Genomic DNA, 23,581 nt, shown 5'->3' with positions numbered 1-23,581 from the left:
CGCTGCGCTGTGCGCCAGCTCGCCGGCACCGACGCTTCGAGGTCGAGTCGGCGGCCGTTGAGGTCAGGTCGTCACCCGTGCCCGCGCCCAGTGGCAGGCCACCTGCCCCTCGCCGCTGCCGGCCAGTACCTCCAGGTCCCGCGACCGGCATGCGTCCGCCACCTCCGCGCGTTCCGCCTCACCACCCGCCAGGACCTGGCAGCGAGCGTGGAAGCGGCACCCCGAGGGGACGCGGGACGGATCCGGAGGCTCGCCGGTCAGTACCACCGGGTCGCCCGGGGCCTCGGGGAGGACCGAGAGCAGGGCCTGCGTGTACGGGTGCCGGGGTGCCGTGAGGACCTCCTCCACCGTGCCCGTCTCCACGATCCGGCCGAGGTACATCACCGCCACCCGGTCGGCGACGTTCCACGCCAGACCCAGGTCATGGGTCACCACCAGGGCGGACAGCCCCAGTTCGGTGCGCAGGCGCAGCAGCAGGGCGAGGATCTCGCCGCGTACGGAAGCGTCGAGCGAGGCCACCGGCTCGTCGGCGACGATCAGTTCGGGTTCCAGGACCAACGCGCCCGCGATGACGACCCGTTGGCGCTGCCCGCCGGACAGCTCGTGGGGGTAGCGCAGGAAGAAGCGCTCCGGGGGACGCAGGCCCGCCCGGGCCAGGGCCTCGGACACCGCTGCCCGTTCGTTCCCGGCGTACCCGTGGATCCGCAGCCCCTCGGCCACCGCCTCGTACACCGTGTGCCGCGGGTTCAGTGACCCGCTCGGATCCTGCAGGACCAGCTGGACGCGTCGGCGGTAGGCCTTGAGGGCGCGGGAGGAGTACTCCAGCTGCTTCCCGTCGAAGCGGACGCTGCCCGCGGTCGGCGGGACGAGACCCAGCAGTGAGCGCGCCAGGGTCGTCTTGCCGCAGCCGGACTCGCCGACCAGCGCCACGATCTCCCCTGCGCCGATGTCGAGTTCGACACCGTCAACCGCCCGGGCCGGCGATGCGCCGTGGCGGCCGGGGAAGGTCACGTGCAGGCCCTGCGCGCTCAGCAGCGGCCGCGTCGCGGGAGTCGTCGTCATGGGGTGCTCCTCGCGTCCTGGACGGCGGCCACGCCGGGGACCGCCGCCCCCACGTGCACGCAGGCGGCCCGCCGCGCCTGTCCCGCCTCCCGCAGCGCCTGGTCCTGTACGGCGCACTCGTCCAGCGCCACCGGGCAGCGCGGGTGGAAGGTGCAGCCGGAGGGCAGGTCCGACGGGTCGGGCGGGTCGCCGGCCAGGCCGCGCGGCGCGAACCGGGAGGCCGGGTCGCCGATGCGCGGGAACGCCGCCGACAGGGCCTTGCCGTACGGGTGCGAGGCGGCCTCGTACACCGCCCGGGCGGGGCCCTCCTCGACCACCCGGCCCGCGTACATGACCGCCAGCCGGTCGCAGGTGTCGGCGAGGACCGCGAGATCGTGGCTGATCATGATCAGGCCCAACTCCTGCTCGCTGACGAGCTGTTCGATCAACCGGAGGATCTGTGCCTGGATCATCACGTCCAGGGCGGTGGTCGGCTCGTCGGCGATCACCAGGTGCGGGTCGCACGCGAGCGCCATGGCGATCATGACGCGCTGGCGCTGCCCGCCGGAGAGCTCGTGCGGATACGCCCGGGCCCGCGCGGGCGGCAGCCCCACGTGCTCCAGCAGCTCACCGGTGCGCTTCCTCGCCGCCACCCTGGTCGTGTTGGCGTGCAGCAGCATCGGCTCGGCGATCTGGTCGCCGACGCGGTGCACGGGGTTGAGCGAGTGCATGGCCCCCTGGAAGACGATCGAGGCGCCCGCCCAGCGCACCGCGCGCACCCGCCCCCACCGCATGGTCAGGATGTCCTCCCCGTCCAGCAGGATCTCCCCGCCGACCCGGGTACCGGCCGGCAGCAGCCGCAGCAGGGCCAGCGCCAGCGTCGACTTGCCGCAGCCGGACTCACCGGCGATCCCCAGCTTGCGGCCCGCCGCCAGCGACAGGTCCACACCCCGTACGGCCTCGGCCCCGCCCGGATACGTCACGGTCAGGCCCCGCACCTCAAGGAGCGTCAACGGGCCACCCCCAGCCTGGGATTGAGCACGGACTCCACCGCCCGTCCGCACAGCGTGAACGCCAGCGCGACCAGGGCGATCGCGATGCCCGGCGGCACCAGGTACCACCAGTCGCCGGCACTGACCGCGCCCGCCTCGCGCGCGTCCTGCAACAGCCCGCCCCACGAGATGACCGTCGGATCGCCGAGCCCGAGGAAGGCCAGCGTCGCCTCGGCGAGCACCGAGGAGGAGATCATCAGAGTCGTCTGGGCGAGGACCAGCGGCGTCACATTGGGCAGCACATGCCGCGTCATGATGTGCCAGTGCCCGCCGCCGAGCGCCTTGGCCCGTTCGATGTACGGCCGCGACTCCACCGCCAGGGTCTGGGCGCGCACCAGCCGGGCCGTGGTCGGCCAGGAGGTGACGCCGATGGCGAGGATCACCGTGCCGAGGGAGCGGGACATCACGGTGGCCAGCGCGATGGCGAGCACCAGCGTCGGCATCACCAGGAACCAGTCCGTGATCCGCATCAGCACGGTCGCGTACGCGCCCTTGAAGTGCCCGGCGGTGATGCCCACGACCGCGCCGATCGCCACCGACAGCACGGCCGCCAGCAGCCCGACCAGGAGCGAGACCCGGGAGCCCCACACCACCAGGCCCAGCAGATCGCGCCCGAACCGGTCGGTGCCCAGCGGGAACTCACCGCTCGGCGCCTCGAGCGGGTTGCCCGGGGCGTCGGTCACGCCGGTCACGCCGGAGCCGACCGTCAGCGGAGCGGTGAGCGCCACCAGGGCGAACAGGACGAGCGCGGCCAGGCCGGTCAGTCCGGCGCCGTGGGTGCGGTAGCTCTGCCAGAACCGTACGGCGGAGCGGCGGCGGCGCTGCCAGGCGAGCGCGCGGGGACCGGGACCGGGAGTGGCGACGGTGTCGGTCGTCATCGGCCCACCCGGGGATCGAGCAGCGGATAGACCAGGTCGGCCAACGTGTTCATGACGATCACCGCCGAGGCGAAGAAGAGGAACAGTCCCTGCACCAGGGGCAGGTCGGGGACGCTCAGGGCCTGGTAGAACAGTCCGCCCAGGCCCGGCCAGGAGAAGACGGTCTCGACCAGGATGACGCCGGCGACGGTCCGGCCGAGGTTGACGAAGACCAGGGTGACCGTGGGCAGCAGCGCGTTGGGCACCGCGTGCCGACGCCGGACCAGGTCGTCCCTGAGCCCCTTGGCGCGGGCGGTCGTCAGATAGTCGCTGCCCATCTCGTCCAGCAGCGCCGAGCGGGTGACGAGAAGTGTCTGCCCGTACTCGACCGCGACCAGCGTGATCACCGGCAGCACGAGATGGTGGGCGACGTCGACGACGTACGCGAAGCCCTCCTCGCCGCCCGACTCCATGCCGCCGGTCGGGAACAGCCCCGGGACCGGGCCGAGGCCCACGGCGAACACGATGATGAGCAGCAGCCCCAGCCAGAACGACGGCACCGAGTAGAGGGTCAGCGCCAGACCGGTGTTGAGCTTGTCGCCGAGCTTCCCGTGCCGCCAGGCCGAGCGGGTGCCGAGGAACATGCCGAGCGCGGTGTAGAGCACGAAGGCCGTGCCGGTCAGCAGCAGCGTGTTCGGCAGCGCCTCGGTGATCTTGTCGATGACCGGGGTACGGAACTGGTACGACGTGCCCAGGTCGCCGGTGAGCGCCTTGCGGCAGTAGTCGGTGAACTGCTCCCACAGCGGCAGGTCGAGCCCGAACTCCCTGCGGTACTCGGCCAGTTGCGCTGCCGAGACCGGACGGCCGCCCGTCATGGTCTTGACCGGGTCGCCCGGGATCAGACGGAACAGGAAGAACCCGGTGACGAGGACGGCCAGCAGCGAGACGGCGGCGCCGCCCGCCTTGCCGGCCACATACCTCGGGTAGGCGCCACCGGTACCTGTCCGCCTCTCCTTGGCGACGGGTGCGGAGACTGCGTCGGAGACCATGAACCGCCTACTCCCGGTCGTCGGCGGTGGTGCGGCGGCGCCTCGCGAGGAGCACCCCGGCGCCGGCGAGGACCACGGCACCCGCGGCGACACCGACGACGACCCCGGTCGAGCTGCTTCCCGACGAGGAGGCGGAATCGGCCGGAACCGCCGACCACCAGCTCCAGTAGCCGTCCTGACCGTAGATGTTGCCGGCGGCCCTGGGCATCGTCTCGATCGACTTGATCTGGTCGGTGCGGTAGGCCTCGACGGCGTTCGGGTACGCCATGACGTTCATGTACCCCAGGTCGTACAGCCGCGACTCCATCTGCTGGACGATGTCGGCCCGTTTGGCGGAGTCGTACTCGGCGAGCTGCTTGGCGTACAGCTCGTCGTACGTCTTGTCGCAGATGAAGTTGTCGGTCGCGCCGGTGTCCTTCGGGGTCGCGGGCAGGGCCGCGCAGGTGTGGATCGACAGGACGAAGTCCGGGTCGGGGTTGACCGACCAGCCGTCGAAGGCGAGGTCGTACCTGCCGGCGAGCCAGGGGTCGGTGACGTTGTCCAGGCAGTCGAGGGTCATGCCGATGCCGAGCTTGCCCCACCACTCCTTGAGGTACTGGCCGACGGCCTTGTCGTTCGGGTCGGTCGCGTGGCACAGGACCCGGTAGTTCAGCGGTTTGCCGTCCTTGCCGACCCGCTTGCCGTCGCCGTTCTTCTTGTAGCCGGCCTGGTCGAGGAGCCCGGCCGCCCTGGCGGGGTCGTAGGCGAGCTCCTGGCTCGCGGACGGCTTCCAGAAGTACGTCGAGAAGCGGGGCGGGATGTAGCCCTGGCCCTCGACCGCGTGGCCCTGGAACACCTTGTCGATGAGGGTTCGCCGGTCCACGGCCATGAACAGGGCGTGCCGCACCCGCTCGTCCAGGAGTGACGGGTCGCCGTCGCCGAACTTCTGGCCGTTCCTGGCCTTCGCGCCCGGGTTGGTGGCGAGGGCGTAGAAGCGGCGGCCGGGGCCCTCGTTGACCTTGATGTCCTTCTGGCCCTTGAGGGAGGACGCCTGAGCCGGCGTCAGGGCGGGCTGGCCCGCGACGAAGGAGACCTCACCCTTGCGCAGGGCGGCCACGGCGGCGTCCTGGTCCTTGTAGTACTTGAAGACCAGCTCGTCGAACTTGGGGGCGCCGCGCCAGAAGCTCTTGTTGGCCTTGAGGCGGACGTAGCTGTCCGCCTTGTAGTCGGTGAGAACGAAGGGCCCGTCACCGACGACGGGGAAGGACTTGTCGTTGTTGAACTTCGAGAAGTCCTTGACGTCCTTCCAGATGTGCTCGGGCACGATCGGGACGTCCAGGGCGGTCATCGTCGCCTGCGGCTTCTTCAGTTCGACGACCAGCCGGGTGGGGCTGGGGGCCGTCACCTTGCGGAAGTTGGTGACGAAGCTGCCGTTCGCGGTGGCGGCCCCCTCGTCCGTCATCATCTTGTTGAACGTCCAGGCGGCATCCTGCGCGGTCACCTTCTGCCCGTCCGACCACTTCGCGTCGGAACGGATGGTGTACGTCCAGGTGAGCTTGTCGGCGGAGGGCTTCCAGCTGGTGGCCAGGCCCGGAACCGGGTGCGCGTCCCCGGGGTCGTAGTCGGTCAGGTACTCGTACGTCAGCCGCAGGATGCTCGTACTGACCAGCCGGACCGCCAGGAAGGGGCTCAGTGAGTCGACGCTCTGGGCCACCGCGACGGTGAGTACCTTCTCGCCGTCGGCGGCCCGCGCCTGTGGGGCTGCCGGGTTCATCGGTGTCGCGAGTCCTGCCGAGAGGGTGAGCGCGAGGGCGCCGGCGGCCGCCACCAGCCGGGGCACCCGCGAGCGCGGGCTTCTCGGGTGTGAACGCCTTCTGCCGTGCTGGTCTTGAGTGCTCATGGAATCGTGACCTCGCGTCATCGCTCGCACAGGGACGGCTTGTCGGAAGCTCTGGACCGGATTTCGCCTGGTGACGACAGCTGGGTGATGAGTGTGTCTATCAGCGGCGGTCCGCACCCGTCAACGGCGCGTGGAACCGGCGTGGCCTGCGAAAACACCGAATCCATGTGCGATCCCACCGGTATTGGTCCAGACCCGTGAAGGGGGCCTGGTGAGGCGTTGACGCCACCACTGCCGGGCCCGTCCACCGTGACGATCTCGTGACTCCTGCAAATGGTCGTGCTGAATGTGCGTCATATGTAGCTTGCCCCCATATTTGCTGCTCACGGATCGGATTCCTGAGCGGCACGCCATGCGTGGAGCCACGCCCGCCAAATGGGCCGCATGGGCGGTGACGACAGCCCTCGCGGCGACGGCCTGCCGGCCGAGAAGCCAGAAGTTCTCGACCTTCCCCGACACCCTCGGCTACCCGGCCTACGCCCCGCTCCCGCAGGCCTTCTTCACCGACCACGCGGCCTCGTGGAGATCGGCAGGGACACGGAGATCCACGACCATCCGACACACCCCTACACCCAGTCGCTGCAGTCCGTGGTGCCGCTGCCCGCCCCGGAGGCCCGCGAACACCGGGAGCGGATCGTCTTCGCGGGTGACGTCCCGTCCCCGACGAACATCCCGTCGGGGTGCCGAGCGCTGCGCGCCGGCGGTGCCCGCGGAGTTCCGGTTCGCGAGCGGGCCCGCGGCACACGACTCGGCGTGCCACTTCGCCGAAGAGAAGCAGGTCGTCCCGCCCGAGGAGCCGGAGTAACACGGAGGCAACTTGGCTGACCCGGTTCCGATATACGGACGCGTCAGTCTCTACAACGTACGGCCGTGCGGGTGCCGTAAACGGGCCGGGACGCGCCATGTCGTCCCGGCCCGTTGCTGTGCCTAGGCCAGCCCCAACGACCGCTTCAGGAAGTCCAGCTGAAGCCGCAGCAGGTTCTCGGCGACCGTCTCCTGCGGGGTCATGTGGGTCACCCCGGACAGCGGGAGCACCTCGTGCGGGCGCCCCGCGGCCAGCAGGGCCGAGGACAGCCGCAGGGAGTGGGCGACCACCACGTTGTCGTCCGCGAGACCGTGGATGATCATCATCGGGCGATGCGGCGCCACCGCGTCGACCAGGCCCTCGTCGTCGATCAGCGAGTTGCGGCGGTAGACCTCCGGCTGCTCGTCCGGGTGGCCGAGGTACCGCTCCTGGTAGTGCGTGTCGTACAGCCGCAGATCGCTGACCGGGGCGCCCACCACCGCCGCGTGGAAGACGTCGGGGCGGCGCAGCGCCGCGAGCGCCGCCAGGTAGCCGCCGAAGGACCAGCCCCGGATCGCCACCCGGGAGAGGTCCAGCGGGAAGTCCTCGGCGAGCGCCTGGAGCGCGTCCACCTGGTCCTCGAGGACCACCGCCGCGAGTTCGTCGCGGACCGCCTTCTCCCAGGCGGGGGAACGCCCCGGGGTGCCCCGGCCGTCCGCCACGACCACCGCGAAGCCCTGGTCGGCGAACCACTGCGAGGTCAGGTGCGGATTGTGCGCGGCGACCACCCGCTGCCCGTGCGGACCCCCGTACGGGTCCAGCAAAACCGGAAGCGGCGTGTCACCGGCGTAGTCCCGTGGCAAAAGCACGGCGCACGGGATCTTCCGTGCGCCCCCCTCGGTGAGCGTCACGCGCGGGGACAAACCGGGATCTTCGGCATACGACGTGACAGTCGCCGACTCCTTGCCGTCGCGCAGCACTTGCGCGCGGGCGCCCGGCCGGTCCGGGGTCGCGGACACCAGCACGGTCACGCCCCCGGCGCGCACCGCGGAGTGCACGCCGGGTTCCTGTGACACGCGCTCCACTCCGAGCTCGTTCACCCGGTAGACGTGCACCTCGCCCGTCTCCGGGGCCTCGGCCTCCGTGCCGGCCGACGCCGAGACCAGGACATCGTCCCCGCCGACGTCCAGCACCGCACGGACGTGCAACTGCGGTCCGGTCAGCGGGCGTTCGCCGACCGCGAGCACCCTCGCGCCGCCCTCGTCGGCGATCCGCACGAGCTGACCCGAAGGGCTCCAGCACGGCACGCCGGGGAAAAGATCCAGCCAAGTTGGATCTTCGTCCGCGTGCACCATCCGGGTCGCCCCGGTCTCCGGGTCCACGGCGAGAAACAGCTGACTGCGCTGGTCGCGCGCCTGTACGAGCAGCAGGGGAGCGCCCGCCGCTGACCAGTGCACATGGGCCAGATAGGGATAGCGCCGCCGGTCCCAGGAGACCTCCGTGCGCGTCCCGTCCAGGGCGATCGCGAACAGCCGTACGTCCGCGTTGGGGGTACCCGCCGCCGGATACGGGACGTGTTGTGGATCACGCTCGGGGTGGGCCGGGTCGGAGATCCACCAGCGCCGCACCGGCGTGTCGTCCACGTGCGCGACCAGCAGCCGGTCCGACTCCGGCGACCACCAGAAGCCCCGCGTGCGGCCCATCTCCTCGGCCGCGATGAACTCCGCGAGGCCGTAGGTGACTTGATCCGACTCCGGGACGGCCAGGGCCCGGTCGCCCTCGCCCTCGGCACCCACGACCCTCAGGGCGCCCTGCGCCACGTACGCGACGTGCCGTCCGTCGGGGGCCGGGCGGGGGTCGATCACCGGCCCGGGGACGGGCAGTTCACGTGCCGTGCCGGCCTGCAGCTCCGCCGCGAAAAGCCGCCCTGACAAGGCGAAAGAGGCCAACTGCACGGCAGCGTCGGTGGCGTAGCCGACGATGCCGGCACCGCCCTCACGGCTGCGCTCGCGCCGGGCCCGCTCCTGGGGCGAGAGGTGCTCCTCGGCACCGCCCAGGAGGGCGCGCGGGTCGGCCGCCACGCGCTCCCCGCCGTCCGCCGCGTCGAGCACCCACAGCGAATGGGCCCGGTCCGTGCCGGAGTTCGAGCGCAGGAACACGACACGCGATCCGTCGGGTGCCACGGTGAACGCGCGCGGCGCGCCGAGCGTGAAGCGCTGGGTGCGGGCGTGCCGTCGGGGGAAGGAGTCAGGCTCGGTCGTCATGCCCCGACCATATTGGCCATGCGCCCCCTTGTGCGGCCGTGCGCCGACGGATGCGCAGGCCCGGATAGTTATGATCACTACCGCATAGTGGGTATGAACCTGCTGGCTGACGTATGGATTTATCTGCCCCCCTGGTCCGACCCCCCGCGTCCCTGGGATCTTTGGAGGTGAACCGCCGTGGCACTCTCGATTTCGGCGGTGGTGCTGCTGGCGATCGTCGTCTTCTTGTTGATCAAGAAGTCGGGGCTGAAGGGCGGGCATGCGGTCGTCTGCATCCTGCTCGGGTTCTATCTGGCGGCATCCTCGATCGCCCCGACGATCAGCGAGCTGACGACGAACATCGCGGGCATGATCGGCAGTATCAAGTTCTGATCTGTGCCTCGTAGGCTGGGGCCATGACGGAACAGCCCGCTCGGCGTCTCCTCCTGGTGCACGCGCACCCGGACGACGAGTCGATCAACAACGGCGCGACCATGGCCAGGTACGCGGCCGAGGGCGCCCGGGTGACCCTGGTCACCTGCACCCTCGGCGAGCTCGGCGAGGTCATCCCGCCCGGGCTGCGGCACCTGACCGGCGCCGCCCTGGGCCGGTATCGCCTGGGCGAGCTCACCGCGGCCCTGCGGGCACTGGGCGTCGAGGACTTCCGCCAGCTCGGCGGCGCCGGGCGCTACCAGGACTCCGGAATGATGGGCCTCCCGGAGAACGACGACCCGGCCTGCTTCTGGCAGGCCGACGTCGACGACGCGGCCCGCCGTCTCGTCGAGGTGATCCTGGAGGTCCGCCCCCAGGTCCTCGTCACCTACGACGACAACGGCGGCTACGGCCACCCCGACCACATCCAGGCCCACCGGGTCGCCATGCGGGCGGTGGAGCTCGCCGCCGACGCGGGATGGCCGGTCCAGAAGGTCTACTGGAACCGCGTACCGCGCACCGTCGGCGAGCAGGCCTTCGCCCGGCTCCACGACGACCTGCCCGGCCTCCCCTTCACCAAGGCCGGTGTCCTCGACGACGTACCGGGCGTGGTGGACGACGAGCGGATCACCACGGAGATCGACGGCACGGCGTACACCGCCGCCAAGAGCGCCGCGATGACCGCGCACGCGACCCAGATCGAGGTGTCCGGGGCCTACTTCGCGCTCTCCAACGAACTCGCGCAACCTCTCTTCACCACCGAGTACTACGAACTGGTGAGAGGGGAACACGGAGGCACCAGGGAGAGCGACCTGTTCTCCGGGATCGAGGGCGCGTCATGAGCGACCGTACGTCGATGCTGGCCCAGCCCCTGCAACGCCCTTCGGCCGGCCGGGCCGCCGCCTACCTCGGGCTCTTCGTGCTCGGCGCGGTCGTCGGGCTCGCGGGATCGCTGGTGCAGGGCGGCTGGTTCCCCGGCGGACTGCTGCTCGCGCTGCTCGGCGAGGCCGGACTGCTGCTCGGCGGGGCACGCGCCGCCGGCAGCCGGGCCGGGGCCGTCGCGCCCGCCGGCGGCTGGATGGTCGCCGTCATCTTCCTCACCGCCAGCCGTCCGGAAGGGGACTTCGTGTTCGCCGCGGGAAGCGGCTCCTACCTCTTCCTGCTCGGCGGCATGGCTGTGGCTGTGATCTGCGCCACCCTTGGACAAGGGCGGCAACCGGGCGGCGACGCCGTCCGACTTGGCAAGTGACGTACCACTTCTCCGTATCGCACGCGTGGGAGTCCCGTGTGGGTTTCCCCAGCGGTCGTGGGATACGGGCCAGAAGTGGCCAGTATGGTGGTGCGCGCCGCCGACGCCCGAAGCAGTGAGGTCGAAACGGGCGGCGGAGCCAACCGGGAGAACCTGCCTTGAGTCGTGAAACTGACAGTCCGTCCTCCGGGCCCAACGGGCGCGGCGGAGCCGCCTACCCCTCGGGCACGCCGCCGTACGGGACGCCCCAGGTGTCCGACGGCGGTCCGGACGCGGGCCGTTCGGCCGCGCAGCCGGAGGAGCGCAAGACCGAGACCACGCTGACGACCCGGATCCGGATCAACATCCCCGGATCGCGGCCCATTCCGCCGGTCGTCGTGCGTCAGCCCGTCGGCGACGCCGAGGGTTCCGTCGACAGCCGTCCGGAGCCCGAGGCCCCGGCGCCCAGTCCCTCCTCGACCACGGGCACCGTCGAACTCCCCGCCGAACCCGGCCCGCCCGCCGCCGAGGAGAAGCAGAGCGACTGGTTCGCGCCCCGCAAGTCCGGCCCCGCCAAGGGCGGTCCGGGCGGCGGCGCCACCAACGGGGCCGGTCTGCCGGGTGGTTCGGCAGCGGGCGTGCCGGGTGCCGGTGCGCCGGGTGCAGCGGGTGCCGGTGCCGCGGGCGGTGCGCGTCCTGGTGCCGGTGGTCCCGGTGCGGCCCCTTCCGGCGGCCCGCGTCACGGGGCCGGTCGGCCCGGTGGTGTGGTCGGCTCGATGAGCGTGCCGGGCGGTTCCCGCTCCGGCGGCACGAACGGCGCCGGGCTCCCGGGTGGCGCCACCGGCGGTCCGGTGGCCCCCGGCCACGGCGGCGGCACGGGCTCCTTCGACGTCACCGAGGCCCTGAACGCGGGCCAGCGTGGCACCGAGCCCCGCCGCGACGACCTCCCGTACTTCGCGGAGAACGGCAATGGCGCCACCGGCCCGAACGGGGAGAACGGCCAGGGCGGCTTCGGCGGCCAGGACGGTCTGAACGGGCAGGGTGGCCAGGGCGGCTTCGGCGGCCAAGGCGGTCACGACGCCCTGAACGGCCACGGCGGCTTCGGCGGCCCCGGTGGTCAGGACAGCCGGAACGCGCAGAGCGGGTTCGCCACACAGGGCGGCCCCGGCGGCCCGGGCACGCAGAACGGCCAGATCGACTACGGCGGCCAGGGCGGCCAGATCGACTACGGCGGCGGCTTCGGCGGACCCCAGGGCCCCGCGGGCCCCACCGGCGGCCCGGTCACCGGCGACGGCTCGGTCGTACCCCCTGCCGGCCCCGACCCCTTCGCCAGGGCGGAGGCCTTCGGCGGCGAGTCCTTCAACGGCTCCGGAGGCTCCAACGGCTCCGTCGGCTCCCCGGGCTTCGGCCCGCAGGGCGGCCCCGGTGCCCCGGGCGGCGCCCGCCGCAAGGGCGGCCCAGCAGGACCCGGCGGCGCCCCCGGCATCTCAGGCGGTCAGCCCGCCCAGGCCGCGCAGGGCGGCCCCGGCACCCTCGGTCGCCCCGGCGGCCCCGGTGCTCCCGGTGCCCCCACCCCCGGCGGCACTCTCGGTGGCGCTCCCGGCACGGGCCTCGGCCCCGGTGGCGGACTGAGCGACGACACCGCGATCCTCACCCCGCAGAAGCCCGCCCCCGCACCGGGCGGCCCCGGCTACGGCAACCCGGACAACGTCTCCGGGCACACCGTCACCAGCGGTATCCCGGTCGTGCCGCCCGGTGCCCAGGGACCCGGCGCAGACGGCCCGCACACGGCCCCGAAGCTGCCCGACACCGCGTCGCAGGAAGCCCCGGCCGCCGCGTCCAAGAAGAAGAAAAAGAAGGGCCGCAGCAAGCTGGCGCTGGTCGGCGGCACCGTGGTCCTCCTCGGCGTCGGTGCCTACGGCGCGGGCCTCCTGATGAACCGTTCCGACGTGCCCAAGGGCACCACCGTGCTCGGCGTCGACATCGGCGGCGGCACCCGCGACGACGCCGTCAAGAAGCTCGACGACGCCCTCGGCGGCCGGGTGAACGAAGCCCTGAAGCTGTCGGTCGGCGGCGACACCGTCTCGCTCAGGCCGGACCAGGCGGGCCTCCAGCTCGACGAGCAGGCCACGGTCGCCGCGGCCGCGAAGAGCGACTACAACCCGGTCTCGGTGATCGGCTCCCTCTTCGGCAACCACCGGGTCGTCGACCCGGTCATGCCGGTCGACGAGGAGAAGCTCCAGGCGGCCCTGGAGGACGCCTCGGGCGGCGCCGGCTCGGCGACCGACGGCACGATCAAGTTCGAGAACGGCAAGGCCGTCGCCGTGTACGGCAAGGCCGGCAAGGGCATCGCCGTCGACCAGTCGGTCTCGGCGGTCGAGGAGGCGTACCGCACCCAGGTCGAGACCGGCACCGCCGGCTCGGTCACGCTCCCGACGACCACCAAGCAGCCGTCGGTCTCGAACGCCGAGGTCGACCGGATGATGAAGGAGTTCGCGGAGCCCGCGATGTCCGAGCGCGTCACGATCAAGACCGACGCGACGCACAGCATCGACTTCGGCTCGCTGTCCCTGCCGAAGATCCTCGGCTTCAAGGCGGTCGGCGGCAAGCTCGTGGAGACGTACAACCTCGAAGCGCTCAAGGAGGCGTACGGCACCACCTTCGCCGGAGTGCAGATCAACGGCGCGAGCGGCAAGCGCGACGTCCTGCCGCAGGACGTCGCCTCCGCACTGGGCAAGGCGCTGCGCGGCAAGACGCCGGCGGACCGCATCGTGACCATCGACACGAACCCGAGCTGACCGACCCGCGGAAACCGCACCGGAGTGCCGCCCGACATGACATCTGTCATGCGGCACTCCGGACGGTCGGCACTGCCCGCCACTGCACCCACGAGGCCACCATGGCCGTATGACAACGACAGCCTCGGTGGTCGCGTTCGACCAGGTGAGCAAGGCATACGGCGAGGTACGGGCCGTGGACGGACTGTCCCTGGCCCTGCGGCCGGGGGAGACCGTGGCGCTGCTGGGTCCCAACGGGGCCGGCAAGTCCACCGCCCTCGATCTGCTGCTCGGCCTCAAGCAGCCCGACAGCGGCAGTGTCCGGCTCTTCGGCACCACCCCGCGGGAGGCGATCGTCGCCGGGCGCGTGGGCGCGATGCTGCAGAGCGGCGGGCTGATGGACGAGGTCACGGTCGCGGAGCTGGTACGGCTCGCCTGTGACCTGCACCCGAAGCCGTACCGGCCCTCCGAGGTGCTGTCCCGCGCGGGCATCGCCCAGATCGCCGACCGCAAGGTCAACAAGCTCTCCGGCGGCCAGGCCCAGCGCGTCCGCTTCGCTCTCGCGACCGCAGGCGACAGCGACCTGATCGTCCTGGACGAGCCGACGACCGGCATGGACGTCACCACCCGCCAGGCCTTCTGGGCCACCATGCGCGAACAGGCCGACCAGGGCCGTACGGTCCTCTTCGCCACCCACTACCTCGAAGAGGCCGACGCCATAGCCGACCGGGTGCTCGTCCTGCACCGGGGCCGCCTGCTCGCCGACGGCACCGCAGCCGAGATCAAGGCCAAGGCGGGTGCCCGCAGGATCACGTTCGACCTGGAGGGCGCCATCGACGAGGGGCCCCTGCGCGAACTGCCCTTCCTCACCGCCGTGACTGTGTCGAAAAGCGGCTCCGCCGCGGGTTCCGGCCAGACCGTCCGCATCCAGTCCACCGACGCCGACGCGACCGTCCACGCCCTCTACGGCCTCGGCGTCTACCCCCGCAACCTCGAAGTCGCCGGGCTCGGTCTGGAGCAGGCCTTCGTCGCCATCACCGCCGCCGAGGAGGCGAAGTCGAAGTGAACAGCCTCATCAAGCTGGAACTCACCCGCGCCCTGCGCAACCGCAAGTTCCTGTTCTTCTCGGTGATGTACCCGTCGCTGCTGTTCCTGATCATCGCGGGCAACGCCGACAGCACGACGAAGGTCGACGGCACGGGCCTGACCCTGCCGACCTACATGATGGTCTCGATGGCCTCCTTCGGCGCCCTGACCGCCGTCCTGATGGGCAACAGCGAGCGCATCGCGAAGGAGCGCGAGGGCGGCTGGGTACGGCAGTTGAGGCTGACCCCGCTGCCGGGACGCGGCTACGTGTTCGCCAAGACGGCGAGCGCGGCCGTGGTGAGCCTGCCCTCGATCGTGGTCGTGTTCGTCGTCGCCGCGGTCGTGAAGGGCGTACGCCTGGACGCCTGGCAGTGGCTCGCCCTCACCGGCGCGATCTGGGCCGGGAGCCTGGTCTTCGCGGCGCTCGGTGTGGCCATCGGGTACCTCGCCAGTGGGGACGCGGTCCGCCCGATCACGATGATCACCTACTTCGGCCTGTCGATGCTGGGCGGCCTGTGGATGCCCACGACGACCTTCCCGCAGTGGCTCCAGGACATCGCCAGGTGGCTGCCCACGCACGCGTACGCTGCCCTCGGGCAGGCCATCGAACAGAGCCGCGCCCCGCACGCACAGGACCTCGCCATCCTGGCCGTCTCCTTCGCCCTGTTCGCGGGCGGCGCGGCCTGGCTGTACCGGAAGGACACGCTGAAGGCGTGAGCAGCGTCGGCATCGGGCAGCGCCCGCAGAACCGCAGGCAACAGGTTGTCAAGTTCCTCTGGATCGGCATCTGGCTGGCCTATCTGAGCGCTCCCGTCGGCGACCTGCTGCACGGCGGCCACCGCCCGGGCGTCCAGGTCCTCGGATGGATCGGCCTGGTGGCCTTCGTGGCCTGGTACTTCGCCCTGGTCTTCCGCACCGGGCGCGGCGAGACCAACCGGGTGGTACTCGGCTCGGTGGCGGTGCTGGCAGCGCAGTCGACCGTTCTCTCCCTCACCCTGGGCCGGGAGTGGCTCGTCCTGTTCGTGTACGTGGCGATCTCCTCCGGTGCGGCCCTGCCGTTCCGGATGGCCCGCTGGAGCATCCCCGTCGTCTCGGCCCTGCTGACCGGCGTGGCCCTCGCCGTCCCGGGCGGCACGTCGTTCCTGGCCGGACTGCTCTTCCCGGCCCTGCTCGGCGGCTTCTCCATGACGGGCGTACGCGAACTGATCCGTACCACCATCGAGTTGCGCGAGGCCCGCGCCAAGGTCGCCCACCTGGCCGCCAACGAGGAACGCCTGCGCCTCGCCCGCGACCTGCACGACCTGCTGGGCCACTCCCTCTCGCTCATCACCCTGAAGAGCGAGCTGGCGGGCCGGATGCTGCCCGACCACCCCGAGAAGGCGGCCCATCAGGTCGCCGACATCGAGAAGGTCAGCCGACAGGCCCTGGTCGATGTCCGCGAGGCCGTCAGCGGCTACCGACGCCCCCGCCTGGCAGCCGAACTCGCGGGCGCCGAAGCCGCGTTGGCGACGGCCGGGGTCGGCGCCGAAATCCCCGCCGACCCCGACCTGACCGGCGTCCCCGAGGACAGCGAGTCGGCCCTCGCCTGGGCCCTGCGCGAGGCGGTCACCAACGTCGTACGGCACAGCGGCGCCCGGCGCTGCACCGTGGAGCTGCTGCGCCGCCAGACCCTCGACGGACCGGTGCTCGAACTCTCCGTCGAGGACAACGGCTCCGGAGGCTCGGGCGACGGCCCCGGCAACGGTCTCACCGGTCTCACCGAACGCCTGGAGAAGGCCGGCGGCACCCTGGAGGCCGGCGGCACCCGGCACGGCTTCCGGCTGGTCGCCCGTGTGCCCGCCGGTTCCGCGGCCGACGTAGGATCCGCCTCATGACGAGCCGCACGATCAAGGTTCTGCTCGCCGAGGACCAGTCGATGGTCCGCGAGGCCCTGGCCGCCCTGCTCGGCCTGGAGGACGACATCGAGGTCGTCGCCCAAGTGGCCCGCGGCGACGAGGTCCTGGCGGCGGCCCGCGCCCACCACATCGACGTGGCCCTCATGGACATCGAGATGCCGGGCGCGACGGGCATCGAGGCGGCGGCCCAGCTCCACAAGGAACTCCCGGCGGTGAAGCTGGTCATCCTCACGACCTTCGGCCGCCCCGGCTACCTCCGCAGCGCGATGGAGGCCGGCGCCGACGCCTTCCTGGTCAAGGACGCCCCGGCGGCCCAACTGGCGGCGGCGGTACGCAAGGTACTGGCGGGGGAGCGGGTCATCGACCCCACGCTGGCGGCAGCGGCCCTGGCGGAGGGCGCGAACCCGCTGACGGACCGGGAGAGGGAAGTGCTGAGGGCGGCCGCCGACGGCTCCACAAACGCCGAGCTGGCGAAGGAACTTCACCTCTCCCAGGGCACGGTCCGCAACTACCTCTCCACGGCGATCCAGAAACTGGCGGTACGGAACAGGGCGGAGGCGGTGAGGATCGCGCGTGAGAAGGGGTGGCTTTGATCGCCGTTCAGGGCAGCGGACCTAGGGGCGCGGGGAACTGCGCGACCAGCCACGACGCACCTGCAGACGCGAACGGTCCTCAGTTGAGCATCGCTCGCGCGGCATGAGCCTGCTGTCGAACCTTGGCCGCCGCAGCTTCGTCCACCGCAGCCACCACCCCCGCATACGCCTCCAACTCCCCCGCCCCCTCGACGAAGTCACCCCGCTGCACCAGCAACTGCGCCCGCTCATAACGCAGTCGCGCCGGATGCGAAGGCAACAACAGAGCCAGCTCCACAGCCCACAGCCCCACATCCGACCGCTCCGGCCGAGCCGCGGCCCACGCCCGCACGTTGTTGAGGATCCGCTGCACCACGTCCAGGGTCTCCGCGGGCACCAGCATCGACGGCTCCAAAGAGGCCCCCGTGGCCCCCGCCACCAGCAACTCGGCGTCGGCCCCCGCCAGCACCCGCCCCCCGTCGAACGGATCCGCCAGCACCTGCTCCTCCCGTGGCCCGAACCCGACCACGAAGTGCCCCGGCAGAGCGACCCCGTACACATGAGCCCCGGCTCGCCGCGCGACCTCCATCCACACCACGGACAGCAGGATCGGCAGCCCCCTCCGTCGCCGTAGCACCTCGTGCAGCAGCGAGGACTCCAGCCGCTGGTAGTCCACCGGCGCCCCACGGAACCCGCAGCGGTCCCCGAGCAGTTCCCGCAGTGACACGGCCCACGAGCGTGGCCCGCCTGGACGGAACGGCAACTGCCCGGCCAGCCGGTCGAGTTCGATCTGTGCCGCGTCGATCCCGGCCTCGTCGAGCGCCCCGTCGGCCTCCGCCCCCAGCAGCAGGCACAGCGTGGACAGATCGGGCCGCTCGGAGCGTGCCTCTTCGGCGAACCGCCGCCGGAGTTCGGCGGAACGTTCGGGCGGTGGCGGAAACGGGGGACGCATAGCTGGCTCGTGCCCTTTCGCGGCGATCGCTACTACCCTGCCGCGCCGGAGACGTCCGGCTCGCGGTAGTGGTGATAGGCGTGGTGCGCGGTGAATCCCATCCCGGCGTACAGCGCCCGCGCACCGGCGTTGTCCGACTCGACCTGGAGCCACGCGGCCGACGCCCCCTCGTCGAGCGCCCGCTGTGCCAGCGCGGCCATGACCGTGGAGGCCAGCCCCCGTCGCCGCAGCGCCGGATCCACCTCGACCGCGGCGAACCCGGCCCACCGTCCGTCGACGACACACCGCCCGATCGCGGCCGGCGCGCCCTCACCGGGCACGGTGGCGAACCACACCGAAGGTCCGCTCCCGAGCACCCGCAGCGCCACCTCGCTCACCCCCTTGCGCTGATAGCGCGCCAGCCAGTCGGCATCGGCCTCCTGGGACAGCACGACACCTTCACCGGGCGACCGGTCCGCGACCGGAGCCAGCGCCCCGGTCCACAGCTCCGCCGTCACCTCCCGTGTCCACCCGCGCGCCTCCAGCTCCGCGCACAGCACCTCCTGGGTGCCCGCGGCGCCGGTCGCGGTCTGTATGTACGCCGGCAGCCCGCGGTCGCCGTACCACCGTCGTACGGCGGTCAGGGCCTCGTCGAGCGGCACGCCGGGGTCGCCGAGCGGGAGGACGGAATTGGCGCGGCGGGTGAAGCCGGAGGCGGCGCGCAGCTCCCACTCGCCGAGGTGCTCGCTCTCCACCGGCTGCCAGCCGCGCGCGGCGATCCGGGCCAGTTCCTCGTACGAGGCGGCCGGGCCCCGGCGGCGGGCCGGCTCAGCGGGGACGATCTTGCCCGCCACCAGCGCGGATTCCGGAATGCGGACGTTCTCGCCGTCCCGGCGCGTGATCAGCAACACACCGTCGTCCCATGATGTGAGAACACCCACCGTGTCGGTGAACTTCTCCTGCGTGACGCCGGTTTCGTCCAGGCGCCTTACGGATACCCGTTTGCCCACGTCAGCTGCGGAGATACGGACGACAAGGCGTCCTGCGGCGGAGATTTCCACAGGTCAGTTCACCCCTCCTGTTCGGATCATGCCCAAGAACGGAGATACTAGGGGCGGGCATCGACGACGCCGCGCTCCCGCGCGCGAGGCGGCGGAGCCTGAGGAGGCCCGCCAGCGCCCTATGGAGGAGGAACGACAGCGTGACCTACGTCATCGCGCAGCCTTGTGTCGACGTGAAGGACAAGGCCTGCATCGAGGAGTGCCCGGTCGACTGCATCTACGAGGGCTCCCGGTCCTTGTACATCCACCCGGACGAATGCGTCGACTGCGGTGCCTGTGAGCCGGTGTGCCCGGTCGAGGCGATCTTCTACGAGGACGACACCCCGGATGAGTGGAAGGACTACTACAAGGCGAACGTCGAGTTCTTCGACGAGCTCGGTTCGCCCGGTGGCGCAAGCAAGCTGGGCCTGATCGAGCGGGACCACCCGTTCATCGCCGCGCTCCCGCCGCAGGCCTGATCATCCGGCACCCTTAGGCGTGCCGCCTCGGTCCCGTACGGCCTGATCACGGCTGTGCGGGGCCGAGGCGTTTGCCGTACGACCCGAAAGTGAGCCCGAACGCCGTGTCCGCAGTCTCCGACCGCCTCCCCACCTTCCCCTGGGACAAGCTGGAGCCGTACAAGAAGACGGCTGCCGCGCACCCCGGAGGCATCGTCGACCTGTCGGTCGGCACGCCCGTCGACCCGGTCCCCGACCTGATCCAGAAGGCGTTGATCGACGCGGCGGACTCCCCGGGCTACCCGACGGTCTGGGGCACCCCGGCTCTGCGGGACGCGATCACCGGCTGGGTCGAGCGCCGCCTGGGCGCCCGCGAGGTCACCCACCGCCACGTCCTGCCGATCGTCGGCTCCAAGGAACTCGTCGCCTGGCTCCCCACCCAGCTGGGCCTCGGCCCCGGCGACCGGGTCGCCTACCCGCGCCTGGCCTACCCGACGTACGAGGTCGGCGCCCGCCTCGCCCGGGCCGACCACGAGGTCTACGACGATCCGACCCAGCTGGACCCGGCGGGCCTGAAGCTCCTGTGGCTCAACTCCCCGTCGAACCCGACCGGCAAGGTGCTCTCCAAGGACGAGCTGACGAGGATCGTCGCCTGGGCCCGCTCCCACGGCATCCTGCTCTTCTCCGACGAGTGCTACCTGGAGCTGGGCTGGGAGGCCGACCCGGTCTCCGTCCTGCACCCGGACGTCAACGGCGGCTCCTACGACGGCATCGTGGCCGTCCACTCGCTCTCCAAGCGCTCGAACCTCGCGGGCTACCGCGCGGCCTTCCTGGCGGGCGACCCGGCCGTCCTGGCGCCCCTCCTGGAGATCCGCAAGCACGGCGGCATGATGACCCCGGCGCCGACCCAGGCCGCGGTCGTGGCGGCCCTGGGCGACGACACCCACGTGCGCGAGCAGCGGGAGCGGTACACGGCCCGTCGCACCCTGCTGCGCGAGGCGCTCCTGTCCCACGGCTTCCGCATCGAGCACAGCGAGGCCAGCCTCTACCTCTGGGCCACCCGGGACGAGTCCTGTTGGTCGACCGTCGCCCACCTGGCCGACCTGGGCATCCTGGTGGCCCCCGGCGACTTCTACGGCGAGGCGGGCGAGAAGTTCGTACGCGTGGCGCTGACGGCGACGGACGAGCGGGTGCGGGCGGCCGTAGAGCGTCTGTGATCGCCTGACCTGCATGGCTGAGGGGCCCGGGGAAATCCCCGGGCCCCTCAGCCATGCAGGTCAGGTACTAGCCGAGCGGGAGGCTCTTCACCGGCAGGGTGTCCGCCGCCGGCAGGCCGCCGCCCTTGGTGACGGAGTCGGTCGGCAGGCCGCCCTTCGTCGCCGTGGACGTCGTGTCGCCGAGGAGGCCCCCGGCGGAACCGGCGGCCTCGCCCGCCGTCTTCTGCGCGACCGGAGCCGCCTTCTTCACGGCCTTGCCGCTGGTCTTGCCCGCGGACGGGACGGCCTTCTCGACCGTCTTGCCACCGGTCTTGCCCGCGGTCCCGGTCAGGTTCTGCGCCGCGCCGTCCACCGTGTTGCCGACGTTCGCCCCGTCCAGAGCGGTCAGCCCGCCGAGGTTGGGGGTGGCCGGCAGCTGTGCGGGGGCCGCGCTGGCGGCGCCGGCCGCACCGACCCCGGCTGCCGCTCCCGCAGCGACGAGCAGCGCGGCACGGGCGATCCTGCGGGTCAGGGGGAGGGACATGTTGCTCCTTCGACGGAGGAAACGTTGCTAGGACGCCGTGACTACCGCTCGAAGCCGAGGAAGGTTGCGGAGGCGCAACGTAAAGAGTTGGCAATGCGTCGCATAATCACCTGCGGATAAAAGCGGGCAAAAAGCTGCCGGTCCGAAAGTCCTTCGAATCCTTGCAGCCCTTTGTTCTCAAGGGTTTTCGCGGATACGGGGGTGACGGGACGAAAACCTGCGCACCCCCGCTCCGGAGACGGGCGGACGTGACCCTTCCAGGTGATCTTCCGAACTACCGTGCCGTGACGATCCGCACCGAGCCCGTGGCGTCCTCGTTGCCCGTCGGCCGCCACTGGCTGTCCGTGTTCCCGGCGGTCCACTGCCGCCCGGCGTACGAGACGCGCTCGATGCGCAGCGCGGAGGAGTTGGCGACCGCCCAGTGCGCGAGCTGCCAGCCGCGTTCCGTGAGGCTGCGGTCGGCACCGGGGCTGGTGTCCCTGCGCACGGGAAGCGTCACCGTGCGCCCGTCGTCCGCGGTGGGCGTCGGGCTCGGTGACGCCTTGGCGCCCACCTCCGCCGCGGTCGTCTCCAGCGCGTCCCGCCCGAAGTCCCGCACGAGAGCGGACCGCACCGCGTCCGGACCGGAGACGGTGGCCTGCGCGGCCTGGGCGGTGTCCGGGCGCCCGTCGCAGGTCAGGGTGGCCGCCGAGGTGCCGGTGAGGGCGGCGGCGAGCAGGGTGGCGTCCGGCTCGTGCTTGGCGTAGGCCTCCGGATAGCCGCTGCGCTGCACGCGCTGCGCGGCGACGGTCAGCGGCAGGTCCTGGTAGTCGTCCACCTTGACCAGGTGCTTGTAGAACTCGGCCGCCGCGTACGTCGGGTCCTGGATCTCCTGCGGGGTGCCCCAGCCCTGCGAGGGCCGCTGCTGGAACAGGCCGAGCGAGTCACGGTCGCCGTGCGCGATGTTGCGCAGCCCCGACTCCTGGAGCGCGGTGGCGAGCGCGATGGTCACGGCCCGTTCGGGCAGCCCGCGCCCGGTACCGACGGCGGTGATCGTCGCCGCGTTCACCGCCTGCTCCGGCGTGAAGTCGTACGACGGTCCGCCGGCCTTGCCCGACACGACCTTGCAGACCGGACCGCCCGAGCCTCCGGTGACGTACTGCACCACGAGGTAACCGGCGACCGCGCACAGGACCACAAGGGCAGCCAAGGAACGCAGGAGGCGGCTACGGCGCTTGCGAGGACGGGGCGACTGCTCTGGCATCCGGACAAGATACTGGAGAGTACTGAGACGTCCGTGCCGGATGGGGGCAGCGGGCGCGAGCGGAGGGGGCGTTAGGGTCGGGAGCATGGCCGACACCCCTCTTGACCTTTCCCTCGACGCGGCTCAGCTCACCGCGCAGCTCGTCGACTTCCCGTCCGAGAGCGGCACCGAGAAGCCCCTCGCAGACGCGATCGAGACCGCCCTGCGCGCCCTGCCGCACCTCACGGTCGACCGCTACGGCAACAACGTCGTCGCCCGCACGAACCTGGGCCGCTCGGAACGCGTCATCCTCGCCGGCCACATCGACACGGTCCCCATCGCGGGCAACGTCCCCTCCCGCCTCGACGACGAGGGCTACCTGTGGGGCTGCGGCACCTGCGACATGAAGTCCGGCGTCGCGGTGCAGCTGCGGATCGCGGCCACGCTCCCGGAGCCCAACCGCGACCTCACCTTCATCTTCTACGACAACGAAGAGGTCGCCGCCCACCTCAACGGCCTGGGACATGTGGCCGAGGCCCACCCCGAGTGGCTGGAGGGCGACTTCGCGGTCCTGCTGGAGCCGACGGACAACCAGGTCGAGGGCGGCTGCCAGGGAACCCTGCGGGTGCTGCTGACGTTCAAGGGAGAGCGGGCGCACTCCGCGCGCGCGTGGATGGGCTCCAACGCCATCCACAAGGCCGCACCCGCCCTCGCGAAGCTGGCGGCGTACGAACCACGCAAGCCGGTCGTGGACGGCCTCGAGTACCACGAGGGCCTCAACGCGGTCGGTGTGAAGGGTGGCGTGGCCACGAACGTCATCCCCGACACCTGCGTCCTGACCGTCAACTTCCGCTACGCGCCCGACCGCAGCGAGGCCGAGGCGGAGGCCTTCGTGCGGGACTTCTTCGCGGACTGCGGGGTCGACGAGTTCACCGTCGACGACCACACCGGCGGTGCCCGCCCCGGCCTCACCCACCCCGTCGCCCAGGCCTTCATGGCGGCGGTCGGCGGCGTGGCCCGCCCCAAGTTCGGCTGGACGGACGTCTCCCGCTTCAGCGCGCTGGGCGTGCCCGCGGTGAACTACAGCCCCGGTGAACCGCTGCTCGCGCACAAGGTGGACGAGCGGGTGAAGGTGTCGCTGATCCCGGAGGCGGAGGCGAAGCTGCGGGCCTGGCTGACCTCGTAAGAAGGCGGTGTGGCGGTGGGCGCTTCATGGCGGACACGCGGACGTCCCCCCTCCGTAACCCGCGTAGATCTACGCTGAGATGGAAAGACCAGGCAAGCGGAGGGAGCGC

21 protein-coding genes and 1 pseudogene are annotated in these 23,581 nt (G+C 71.6%); 12 read left to right on the top strand and 10 right to left on the bottom strand.

What is annotated here, in order from left to right; all coding sequences use genetic code 11:
* Nucleotides 1-63: 63 nt before the first annotated feature.
* From AB0D34_RS32740 to AB0D34_RS32720, 5 genes are read right to left on the bottom strand one after another with little or no spacing between them, the layout of a single operon-like run.
* A complete protein-coding gene (locus AB0D34_RS32740) occupies nucleotides 64-1,062 on the bottom strand; it encodes an ABC transporter ATP-binding protein (RefSeq protein WP_362668144.1) in 999 nt (332 codons plus the stop codon).
* Nucleotides 1,059-2,054 (bottom strand): ABC transporter ATP-binding protein, encoded by a 996-nt coding sequence (locus tag AB0D34_RS32735; protein WP_362668141.1) that lies wholly within the window; start codon nucleotides 2,052-2,054, stop codon nucleotides 1,059-1,061. The genes AB0D34_RS32740 and AB0D34_RS32735 overlap by 4 nt, the downstream gene beginning before the upstream one ends.
* Nucleotides 2,051-2,971, bottom strand: coding sequence for an ABC transporter permease (locus tag AB0D34_RS32730; protein ID WP_362668139.1), 921 nt, complete (start codon nucleotides 2,969-2,971; stop codon nucleotides 2,051-2,053). The genes AB0D34_RS32735 and AB0D34_RS32730 overlap by 4 nt, the downstream gene beginning before the upstream one ends.
* Nucleotides 2,968-3,999 carry an ABC transporter permease gene (locus AB0D34_RS32725; protein WP_362668136.1) on the bottom strand — a complete coding sequence of 344 codons (1,032 nt, stop codon included), beginning with the start codon at nucleotides 3,997-3,999 and terminating at the stop codon, nucleotides 2,968-2,970. Before AB0D34_RS32725 ends, AB0D34_RS32730 begins: the two co-directional genes overlap by 4 nt.
* Before the next feature lie 7 nt (nucleotides 4,000-4,006).
* Nucleotides 4,007-5,878 (bottom strand): ABC transporter substrate-binding protein, encoded by a 1,872-nt coding sequence (locus AB0D34_RS32720; protein WP_362668134.1) that lies wholly within the window; start codon nucleotides 5,876-5,878, stop codon nucleotides 4,007-4,009.
* A 492-nt stretch (nucleotides 5,879-6,370) separates the two neighbouring features.
* Between AB0D34_RS32720 and AB0D34_RS32715 the strand changes: the two are divergent.
* Nucleotides 6,371-6,683 (top strand): annotated as a pseudogene (locus AB0D34_RS32715) (oligopeptide/dipeptide ABC transporter ATP-binding protein); the annotation flags it as partial.
* Between the two features lie 122 nt (nucleotides 6,684-6,805).
* Here the strand turns inward: AB0D34_RS32715 and AB0D34_RS32710 are convergent.
* Nucleotides 6,806-8,926 carry a prolyl oligopeptidase family serine peptidase gene (locus tag AB0D34_RS32710; RefSeq protein WP_362668131.1) on the bottom strand — a complete coding sequence of 707 codons (2,121 nt, stop codon included), beginning with the start codon at nucleotides 8,924-8,926 and terminating at the stop codon, nucleotides 6,806-6,808.
* Nucleotides 8,927-9,103: 177 nt separating this feature from the next.
* On the opposite strand from AB0D34_RS32710, the gene AB0D34_RS32705 reads away from it, so the two are divergent.
* From AB0D34_RS32705 to AB0D34_RS32670, 8 genes are all read left to right on the top strand, one after another.
* Complete coding sequence (locus AB0D34_RS32705; protein ID WP_020136789.1) at nucleotides 9,104-9,298, top strand: hypothetical protein; 195 nt, start codon at nucleotides 9,104-9,106, stop codon at nucleotides 9,296-9,298.
* Between the two features lie 23 nt (nucleotides 9,299-9,321).
* Nucleotides 9,322-10,179 (top strand): N-acetyl-1-D-myo-inositol-2-amino-2-deoxy-alpha-D-glucopyranoside deacetylase, encoded by an 858-nt coding sequence (gene mshB / locus AB0D34_RS32700; RefSeq protein ID WP_362668128.1) that lies wholly within the window; start codon nucleotides 9,322-9,324, stop codon nucleotides 10,177-10,179.
* On the top strand, nucleotides 10,176-10,586 hold the full coding sequence (locus tag AB0D34_RS32695; RefSeq protein WP_362668126.1) for a DUF6113 family protein: 411 nt from the start codon (nucleotides 10,176-10,178) through the stop codon (nucleotides 10,584-10,586). Before mshB ends, AB0D34_RS32695 begins: the two co-directional genes overlap by 4 nt.
* Nucleotides 10,587-10,744: 158 nt before the next feature.
* Nucleotides 10,745-13,363, top strand: a complete 2,619-nt coding sequence (locus AB0D34_RS32690) for a hypothetical protein (RefSeq protein ID WP_362668123.1) — start codon at nucleotides 10,745-10,747, stop codon at nucleotides 13,361-13,363.
* Nucleotides 13,364-13,472: 109 nt separating this feature from the next.
* A complete protein-coding gene (locus AB0D34_RS32685) occupies nucleotides 13,473-14,408 on the top strand; it encodes an ABC transporter ATP-binding protein (RefSeq protein ID WP_362668121.1) in 936 nt (311 codons plus the stop codon).
* Complete coding sequence (locus AB0D34_RS32680) at nucleotides 14,405-15,145, top strand: ABC transporter permease (RefSeq protein WP_362668119.1); 741 nt, start codon at nucleotides 14,405-14,407, stop codon at nucleotides 15,143-15,145. The genes AB0D34_RS32685 and AB0D34_RS32680 overlap by 4 nt, the downstream gene beginning before the upstream one ends.
* Nucleotides 15,142-16,302 carry a histidine kinase gene (locus AB0D34_RS32675; protein ID WP_362668117.1) on the top strand — a complete coding sequence of 387 codons (1,161 nt, stop codon included), beginning with the start codon at nucleotides 15,142-15,144 and terminating at the stop codon, nucleotides 16,300-16,302. The genes AB0D34_RS32680 and AB0D34_RS32675 overlap by 4 nt, the downstream gene beginning before the upstream one ends.
* Nucleotides 16,299-16,916: a response regulator transcription factor gene (locus AB0D34_RS32670; RefSeq protein WP_362668115.1), complete on the top strand. Its 618-nt coding sequence runs from the start codon at nucleotides 16,299-16,301 to the stop codon at nucleotides 16,914-16,916. The genes AB0D34_RS32675 and AB0D34_RS32670 overlap by 4 nt, the downstream gene beginning before the upstream one ends.
* A gap of 79 nt (nucleotides 16,917-16,995) precedes the next feature.
* Here AB0D34_RS32670 and AB0D34_RS32665 read toward each other — a convergent pair whose 3' ends face one another.
* Nucleotides 16,996-17,847, bottom strand: a complete 852-nt coding sequence (locus AB0D34_RS32665; protein WP_362668113.1) for a transglutaminase-like domain-containing protein — start codon at nucleotides 17,845-17,847, stop codon at nucleotides 16,996-16,998.
* Nucleotides 17,848-17,879: 32 nt separating this feature from the next.
* Complete coding sequence (locus tag AB0D34_RS32660; protein ID WP_362668110.1) at nucleotides 17,880-18,887, bottom strand: GNAT family N-acetyltransferase; 1,008 nt, start codon at nucleotides 18,885-18,887, stop codon at nucleotides 17,880-17,882.
* Between the two features lie 140 nt (nucleotides 18,888-19,027).
* Here AB0D34_RS32660 and fdxA point away from each other — a divergent pair, with 140 nt between their 5' ends.
* Nucleotides 19,028-19,345 (top strand): ferredoxin, encoded by a 318-nt coding sequence (gene fdxA, locus AB0D34_RS32655; protein ID WP_007384503.1) that lies wholly within the window; start codon nucleotides 19,028-19,030, stop codon nucleotides 19,343-19,345.
* A gap of 104 nt (nucleotides 19,346-19,449) precedes the next feature.
* A complete protein-coding gene (locus AB0D34_RS32650) occupies nucleotides 19,450-20,541 on the top strand; it encodes a bifunctional succinyldiaminopimelate transaminase/glutamate-prephenate aminotransferase (RefSeq protein WP_362668234.1) in 1,092 nt (363 codons plus the stop codon).
* 67 nt (nucleotides 20,542-20,608) lie between these two features.
* Here the strand turns inward: AB0D34_RS32650 and AB0D34_RS32645 are convergent, their stop codons facing one another.
* The gene (locus AB0D34_RS32645) at nucleotides 20,609-21,064 is read right to left on the bottom strand and encodes an ATP-binding protein (protein WP_362668108.1); all 456 of its coding nucleotides are present in this window, start codon (nucleotides 21,062-21,064) and stop codon (nucleotides 20,609-20,611) included.
* A gap of 274 nt (nucleotides 21,065-21,338) precedes the next feature.
* Nucleotides 21,339-22,307, bottom strand: a complete 969-nt coding sequence (locus AB0D34_RS32640) for a heavy metal transporter (RefSeq protein WP_362668105.1) — start codon at nucleotides 22,305-22,307, stop codon at nucleotides 21,339-21,341.
* Between the two features lie 85 nt (nucleotides 22,308-22,392).
* Here AB0D34_RS32640 and dapE point away from each other — a divergent pair, with 85 nt between their 5' ends.
* On the top strand, nucleotides 22,393-23,472 hold the full coding sequence (gene dapE / locus AB0D34_RS32635) for a succinyl-diaminopimelate desuccinylase (protein ID WP_362668103.1): 1,080 nt from the start codon (nucleotides 22,393-22,395) through the stop codon (nucleotides 23,470-23,472).
* Nucleotides 23,473-23,581: the final 109 nt, after the last annotated feature.

Origin of the sequence: Streptomyces sp. NPDC048420, from assembly GCF_040651535.1 — a bacterium.
In the GTDB taxonomy this organism is placed as follows: domain Bacteria; phylum Actinomycetota; class Actinomycetes; order Streptomycetales; family Streptomycetaceae; genus Streptomyces.
This window is presented reverse-complemented; position numbering and strand designations above follow the sequence as displayed.